The sequence below is a fragment of the Neisseria sp. HMSC31F04 genome (genome assembly GCF_001807735.1).
GTDB classification, from domain to species: domain Bacteria; phylum Pseudomonadota; class Gammaproteobacteria; order Burkholderiales; family Neisseriaceae; genus Neisseria; species Neisseria elongata.
In genome coordinates, this window is the sequence record NZ_KV790790.1 from 1 (window position 1) to 6,854 (window position 6,854).

General features: G+C 56.7%; 7 protein-coding genes. 3 read left to right on the forward strand and 4 right to left on the reverse strand.

What is annotated here, in order from left to right; genetic code table 11:
• Positions 1–79: 79 nt before the first annotated feature.
• Positions 80–643: a YceI family protein gene (locus HMPREF3107_RS04035; protein WP_070453788.1), complete on the reverse strand. Its 564-nt coding sequence runs from the start codon at positions 641–643 to the stop codon at positions 80–82.
• Between the two features lie 205 nt (positions 644–848).
• Here HMPREF3107_RS04035 and HMPREF3107_RS04040 point away from each other — a divergent pair, with 205 nt between their 5' ends.
• Positions 849–2,744: a tetratricopeptide repeat protein gene (locus HMPREF3107_RS04040; protein ID WP_070453790.1), complete on the forward strand. Its 1,896-nt coding sequence runs from the start codon at positions 849–851 to the stop codon at positions 2,742–2,744.
• 285 nt (positions 2,745–3,029) lie between these two features.
• On the opposite strand, the gene HMPREF3107_RS04045 is transcribed toward HMPREF3107_RS04040, so the two are convergent.
• From HMPREF3107_RS04045 to HMPREF3107_RS04055, 3 genes are all read right to left on the reverse strand, one after another.
• Complete coding sequence (locus tag HMPREF3107_RS04045; protein WP_070453824.1) at positions 3,030–3,467, reverse strand: YiiD C-terminal domain-containing protein; 438 nt, start codon at positions 3,465–3,467, stop codon at positions 3,030–3,032.
• 113 nt (positions 3,468–3,580) lie between these two features.
• Positions 3,581–3,706 (reverse strand): type B 50S ribosomal protein L36, encoded by a 126-nt coding sequence (ykgO, locus tag HMPREF3107_RS04050; protein ID WP_040666351.1) that lies wholly within the window; start codon positions 3,704–3,706, stop codon positions 3,581–3,583.
• The gene (locus HMPREF3107_RS04055; RefSeq protein ID WP_003774416.1) at positions 3,706–3,981 is read right to left on the reverse strand and encodes a type B 50S ribosomal protein L31; all 276 of its coding nucleotides are present in this window, start codon (positions 3,979–3,981) and stop codon (positions 3,706–3,708) included. The genes ykgO and HMPREF3107_RS04055 overlap by 1 nt, the downstream gene beginning before the upstream one ends.
• A gap of 179 nt (positions 3,982–4,160) precedes the next feature.
• On the opposite strand from HMPREF3107_RS04055, the gene HMPREF3107_RS04060 reads away from it, so the two are divergent.
• Both HMPREF3107_RS04060 and HMPREF3107_RS04065 read left to right on the forward strand, forming a co-directional pair.
• Positions 4,161–5,186: an ABC transporter permease gene (locus HMPREF3107_RS04060; RefSeq protein WP_041961591.1), complete on the forward strand. Its 1,026-nt coding sequence runs from the start codon at positions 4,161–4,163 to the stop codon at positions 5,184–5,186.
• Positions 5,186–6,751, forward strand: a complete 1,566-nt coding sequence (locus tag HMPREF3107_RS04065; protein ID WP_070453793.1) for an ABC transporter ATP-binding protein — start codon at positions 5,186–5,188, stop codon at positions 6,749–6,751. Before HMPREF3107_RS04060 ends, HMPREF3107_RS04065 begins: the two co-directional genes overlap by 1 nt.
• The last annotated feature ends 103 nt before the right edge of the window (positions 6,752–6,854 follow it).

The following is a 6,854-nucleotide window of genomic DNA, read 5'->3' on the forward strand; positions in this document are numbered from 1 at the left end:
GAATTTTGCAAAGGTCTCAGGCCGTCTGAAAAAGGATTTTCAGACGGCCTCAAACCGTGTGCCTGTTTTTCAGACGGCCTTATTTTTTTGCAGCCTCGATTTGGATGTTCAACTTCACGTTTTTCGCCATGCCTGCGGAAACCAGGTAATCCGCTCCCCATTGGGTGCGGTCGATGGTGGCGGCAAAATCGCCGCCGCAGACTTCCACTTTCTTCATCGGGTTTTGGTAGCAGTTGAATTTGCTGGCTTTGAGGACAACCGGATGGGTTTGTCCGAGCAGGGTCAGGTTGCCTTGAACCGCGCTTACTTTTTTGCCGTCAAAGATGAATTTGGTGGAGGCAAAACGGATTTCGGGATATTTCTCGGCGTTGAAAATATCGGCCGATTTCAGGTGTTTGGTAAATTCGTCGCTGCTCGATTGCAGGTTGGCCAACGGTAGTACGGCTTCAACGGAACCGGTTTTCTTCGCGGGGTCGAAATGGACATTGCCGGTAACTTTGTAAATGCCGCCGACGTTGGTGCTGGTGCCGAAATGGTCGATTTCGAAGCGGGCGTTGGAATGGAACGGGTCGATTTCGTATTGTGCGGCCGATGCGGCGGCAGCTGCGGCGGCTAGGGCGGCGGCAAGCAGGATTTTTTGCATGATTCCTCCGTTTGCAAAGGTTTGATTGAAAGAAAAGGCATTGTAACAAGAATTTACATATCGGCAAGCGGAAAGGGGGAAAAGCATCGTTTCCTGATAGGAAAGACAGACAAAGCCAAGCGCGGCGAGTGGCTCTGTGATAAAGTAAGCCCCCTTTGTTTCAGGCCGTCTGAAAACAGGGTACGCCCTATTTGGAGGAAAGAATATGTTTGCCCGCAAATCCCGCTTAAAAACCATCGTATGCGCCTTGATGCTGCTGTGCGCCCCCGCGCTGTATGCCGAGGATAAAAACGATGTTCCGTCCAAGGAACAGGTTAAAAGCGAAAAAATCGAAGCAGGCCGCAACTTCAGCCGCAATCAGCAGGCAGACGAGCATCAGCGTCGGAAAAACATCATAAACCGCGCCAACGATACCTTTTCCCTGCTGGGTGCGGAGCTTGCATTGCATAAAGGCGACCCTGGCCTGGCATTGGCCACCTACATGGCCATGCTCGACCGCACGCGCGATTCCGAAGTAGCCGAGCGCGCCATGGATATGGCGGTCAATCTGGGTGCATACGAGTATGCGGAGGCGGTATACCAACGATGGGTAAAACTCGAGCCGACGCCCGGCCCGGCCTTGAAACGCATCAGTTGGATGCGCGATATGGTGCGCGGGGAATACGGCGATGCACGCAACGGCTTCGATGCCGCGCTGGAAGGTGCGAATGAAGAACAGCGCAGCCGAATCTTCCTGCTGGTGGCGCAGATTGCCGCGCAGAACCCCGCCGTCGCCCAACTGATGGACGACACGGTGCACAAACATGCCAAAAGCTATCCCGAATTGCCGGAAGCCGTGATTGCCGATGCGATTTTAAGCGCGCTGAACGACAAGGCTGCCGATTCGGTTCAGGCATTGCAGAAATTGGCGCAGCTGGACAGCGAAATCCTGCCGCCCACCCATCTGACCCTGCGCCTAATCGGCCAGCGACGGCCGGAAATCATCAACCGCTTCTTTGCCGAAACGGATACGTCCAAACTGTCGCCCGTATGGCAGGAATTGCAGATTGAAGCATTGATTTATGCCGACAAAAAAGACGAAGCCCAGCGGTTTTTACAAAAATTGCTGGAAAAACAGCCTAATGCCGACCTTTACATTCAGGCGGCCTTATTATCCAGCAGCCGCAAGGCACCGCTTGAAGAAACAATGGACTATCTGACCAAAGCCTACCGGCATGGCACGCAGGAACAGCAGAGCAGGGCGGCCGTTATCGCCACCCTCCGCAACGGCGATAACAAAAAATTTGCCGAAGCGCGCGAATGGGCGAACAAAATCCAAGCACCGGACTTCCGTTTCGACAAAACCGTTTTGATGGCCTCGCTGAATCTGGAAGAGGGCAAATGGCGGCAGGCGGCGGCCGAAATCAAACGCGCCCGCGCCATGACTTCGCGCCAAGGCCGTTTCTTCGACGAAAACCACCTGCTGCAAATCCAACTGCTGGTAATCGGCCGATATGACAATCCGCAACAGGCTTTGCAGGAATTGAACCTCCTTCACGAACAAATCGCCCGCCGGCCCAATAATGCCGAAAACTTGAGTGCCGTCCTTTATCAGCGCGCGCTGGTGTATGTCGATAAATTGAACCGGCCGGAAAAGGCGATTGCCGACCTGCGCCGTTACCTGGAATTGAACCCTGATAATCCGAACGGGCAAAACGCCCTCGGCTACACCATGCTGACCATGCCGAATCCGAAAGTGGACGAGGCATTCGAACTGATACGCGCCGCCTACGAGCAGGAGCCCGAAGAGCCCGCCATCAACGACAGCCTCGGTTGGGCTTATTTCCTGAAAGGCGATGCGGAAACGGCTTTGCCGTATCTGCAATATGCCTTTAAGATGCAAGGCGATGCCGAAGTGTCCGCGCATTTGGGCGAAGTTTTGTGGCATTTGGGCAAAAAAGAGCAGGCGGTCGAAATGTTTGAAAAAGGCCGGAAAGCGGGCGGCAACATCCGCGTCCTGCAAAACACCATACGCCGCTTGGGTGTGGCGTTGCCGGAATCGGGCCGGCCTGCCGTGAAAGATAAAAAGGTATCCAAGCCTGCGGCAGTGAGAAAAAAATAATCGGAGCATTGAGAAAAGGCCGTCTGAAAACTGAAGCTTTCCCGAAGCAAAAGTTTTCAGACGGCCTTTTTGCAACTGAAGCCATACTCCGTGCGGAAGCGGCGGTTATAGTGGATTAAATTTAAATCAGGACAAGGCGACGAAGCTGCAGACAGTACAAATAGTACGGCAAGGCGAGGCAACGCCGTACTGGTTTAAATTTAATCCACTATAGTTGAAAAACCGCCTGAAATTTTCCGTTTCGACCCATGATTCGGCGGCCTCCCGTATTTGGCGGGCAGCCGTTCAGCTTTTCAAAGCGACAAATTTTCCGCCGAATACGGCGGCTTTCACGCCGTCGGAAAATATTTCCGTTTCCAGTACGATTTTGCCTTTGCCCCGCTGTTCGAACATTTCCTTCATCTTGCGCCAGTCTTCTTCTTCTGCGGCGCGGGTAATGACGGTCAGGTCGCCGTTTGCCGGATGCAGGTAGCGGGTTTCGCCCTGTTGGATGACGATGTTGCCTGCGGCTTCGGGAAATCGGCTGTGTACCATCGCCCAACCGCCGACTGTGGCGGCAAGGACGATGCTGCCGCCGAAAACGGTGTTTTTATGGTTGCGGTTCGGCGCGTGCGGGGCGGAGAGGATAAGGCTGTCGGGCGTGATATCGACGACGGACAGCGACAGTGCGGCCGTTGCGGGAATGTTGGCGTGGAGGAAGGCTTGCAGTTCTCGGGCGGTCATGTGGTTTTCCATGCGTGTCGGACGGCGGCGATTGTAGCGCGAAAGCGGCGGGAAGACACAAAGGCCGTCTGAAAAACGGTTTCAGACGGCCTTCGAATAGATTGGCGGCTTGTTCAGCGTTGGCGTGCCTTGAAGCGCGGGTTGCTTTTGCAGATAACGTAAACACGGCCTTTGCGGCGGACGATTTGGCAGTCGCGGTGGCGGGTTTTCGCGGTTTTGAGTGAGGATAAAACTTGCATTATTTGTCCTTCCTTAAAGAGTTCATCATGCCTTGGAAACGTTGCTGGAATTTGCTGGCGCGGCCTTCGCTGCTGAATTCGCGGCGTTTGCCGGTGTACACCGGATGGGAGGCCGATGAGGTGTCGAGCATGAATACGGGATATTCGTTGCCGTCGTGCCAAACCATGGTCTTGCCGTGGGTGTCGGCGCAGGAACGGATAAGCCAGCCTTCGTTGGCACCGCTGTCGAAAAACAATACGGTGCGGTAGTTTTCGGGATGGATATTCGGTTTCATGGAAATACTCCTTATTTGTTATATCGTAACATTATAAACGCTGCAGAATGCTTTGGCAAGTATGCGGGCATGGAAAGGCCGTCTGAAAACTGTTATCTTTGCCGCCCGGAAAAATTTATCCGTTCAAACCGTGCCGCCGTTTTGCGGCGGCAGTTTTTCAGACGGCCTTTGGAATGTCTATGGAACCTATCTCGGAACGCGGCGCATGGCGGGCGTTCAAACGGCACAGGCGCGGCTATTTCAGCCTGCTGCTGCTGGCTTTTTTGTTTTCGGCATCGCTGCTTGCGCCTTTGTGGAGCAACGATAAACCTTTGTGGCTGTCGTATCGCGGCGAAAGCTATTTCCCGTTGCTGCACACTTACCACGACCGCGATTTCGGCGGCGATTTCGACACGCCCGCCGATTACCTCGACCCCTTAATCAGGCGCAATCTTTCTTCGGACGGCAACCGCGCGGTTTATCCGCCCAATCCTTATGCCGCCGATACGCTGAACGATTTCGATACCGTACCCGACCCCGCCGCGCCGTCGGAAAGGCATCTGCTCGGCACGGACGACAGGGGGCGCGATGTATTGGCGCGTTTGGTGTACGGTTTCCGCGATTCGCTGCTGTTCGCGCTGGTCTTGACGGCGGTTACGACGGTTATCGGCGTGGCCGTCGGCGCGGTGCAGGGTTATTTCGGCGGCAAGACCGACCTTGTGATGCAGCGGTTTATCGAAATCTGGGGCGGGATGCCGGAGCTGTACCTGCTGATTATCCTGTCGTCGTTTTTCAATCCCGGCCTGTTGGTCTTGCTGGCCTTGCTGTCGCTGTTCGGCTGGATGGGGCTGTCGGATTATGTGCGCGCCGAGTTTTTGAAAAACAGGCAGGCCGATTATGTGCTGGCGGCACGCGCGATGGGTGTGGGCGGCGGTGCGATTATGTGGCGGCACATCCTGCCCAACAGCCTCACGCCTGTATTGGCGTTCCTGCCTTTCCGTATTTCCGGCGCGGTGCTGGCTTTGACCAGCCTCGACTTTCTCGGACTGGGCGTTCCCGCTTCGCAGGCCAGCTTGGGCGAACTGCTGGCGCAGGGCAAGGACAACCTGAATGCCTGGTGGATAGGCTTGTCGGCTTTCGGCACGTTGACGGTTATGCTGTTGCTGCTGGTGATGATAGGCGAGGGGCTGCGCCATGCTTTCGACGTGCGGGCAAGGAGGGGCTGATGGAACCATATATCCTGGAGGTTGAAAACCTGACTGCCGCGTTCGGCAGCCGGGAAGTGCTGTCCGGCATCGGCTGCAAAATCCGTCGCGGGCGCAAAACCGCCGTTGTCGGCGAAAGCGGCAGCGGTAAAACCGTTTTCGCGCAAAGCATCATGCGGCTCAATCCCGACCTTGCCTTGAAAGGCCGTCTGAATTTCAACGGCGAAGATGTTTTGCAGGCCGCACCGCGCCGTTTGCGGCAGTTGCGCGGCAGCAAAATCGGCATGGTGTTCCAAGAGCCGATGACCGCGCTCAATCCGGTGATGACTGTCGGCGCGCAGATTGCCGAAGTGCTGACCCTGCACCTGGGTTTGGATAAAAAACAGGCTTGGGCTAGGGCGGTCGGGCTGTTGGCGGAAACCGGCATCGGCGAACCGGAAGCAAAGGCGGCTGCGTATCCGTTTCAGCTTTCAGGCGGCCAGAGGCAGAGGGCGATGATAGCGATGGCCGTGGCGGCCGAGCCGGAACTTCTGATTGCCGACGAACCGACCACCGCGCTGGATGTCGCCGTGCAGGCGCAGATACTCGACCTGCTTTCCCGCCTGCAGCAAACCCGCAACATGACCCTGCTGTACATCACGCACGATTTGAATCTCGTGCGCCGTTTTGCCGACGACATCATCGTCATGAAGCAGGGCCGCGTGGTGGAGCAGGGTGCGGCGGCCGAAGTGTTTGCCGCCCCGCGCCACGACTACACCAAGCTGCTGCTCGATGCCGTCCCCCGGCGCGACGTGCGCCCCGTGGCCGGGGACAGCCCGATTGTTGTCGAGGCCGACGGGATTGCCGTCTCCGTGCGCGAAAAAAGCGGCTGGTTTTCCAGTAGGCGGAAAACGCTGCTGGAGCCGCTGTCGCTGAAATTGAAGGCGGGCGAAACGCTGGGCATCATCGGCGAGAGCGGCAGCGGCAAAACCACGCTGGCCAAAGCACTGATGCGGCTGATTGAGGCGGAAGGCCGTCTGAAAATACGCGGGCGGGAATGGCGGCGCGAAATGCGGCGGGAAATACAGATGGTGTTCCAAGACCCGTTCGGCGCGTTCAACCCGCGCATGAAGGTGTCGGACATCGTATCCGAAGGCCTGCGCGTGCACGAACCCCGCTTGGACAAGGAAACCGTGCGGCAGCGCGTGGCCGAAGTGTTGCGGCAGGTCGGCCTGCCCGAAGACGCTTCCGAACGCTATCCGCACGAATTTTCAGGCGGCCAGAGGCAGCGGCTCGCCGTCGCCCGCGCCCTGATTGTCAAACCTTCGGTGCTGGTGTTGGACGAACCCACCAGCGCGTTGGACGTGCAATGGCAGCGGCAAATCCTGAAACTGCTGGCCGATTTGCAGCGGGAATACGGCTTGAGCATGGTTATCGTCAGCCACGACTTGGCGGTCATCAACGCCCTGTCGCACCGCGTGATGGTGATACGGAACGGGAAAATTGTAGAGCAGGGTGATTGCGAAACGGTTTTCAGACGGCCTCAACACGAATACACGAAGCAGTTGCTGGCGCATTACGGAAATGACGGCGGCTTGCAAAACTGATTCGGATGACGGCACGGCACGATACCGTGTCCGCACGCCGCATACATAAACGACAGGCCGTCTGAAAACGCAGCTTCCGCCAGGAAGCGGAGTTTCTGCGGAG

Excerpts from the sequence above, each read along its gene's own strand:
- HMPREF3107_RS04035 (WP_070453788.1), bottom strand. The coding sequence starts at position 643 with ATGCAAAAAATCCTGCTTGCCGCCGCCCTAGCCGCCGCAGCTGCCGCC.
- HMPREF3107_RS04040 (WP_070453790.1), top strand. The coding sequence starts at position 849 with ATGTTTGCCCGCAAATCCCGCTTAAAAACCATCGTATGCGCCTTGATG.
- HMPREF3107_RS04045 (WP_070453824.1), bottom strand. The coding sequence starts at position 3,467 with ATGACCGCCCGAGAACTGCAAGCCTTCCTCCACGCCAACATTCCCGCA.
- ykgO (WP_040666351.1), bottom strand. The coding sequence starts at position 3,706 with ATGCAAGTTTTATCCTCACTCAAAACCGCGAAAACCCGCCACCGCGAC.
- HMPREF3107_RS04055 (WP_003774416.1), bottom strand. The coding sequence starts at position 3,981 with ATGAAACCGAATATCCATCCCGAAAACTACCGCACCGTATTGTTTTTC.
- HMPREF3107_RS04060 (WP_041961591.1), top strand. The coding sequence starts at position 4,161 with ATGGAACCTATCTCGGAACGCGGCGCATGGCGGGCGTTCAAACGGCAC.
- HMPREF3107_RS04065 (WP_070453793.1), top strand. The coding sequence starts at position 5,186 with ATGGAACCATATATCCTGGAGGTTGAAAACCTGACTGCCGCGTTCGGC.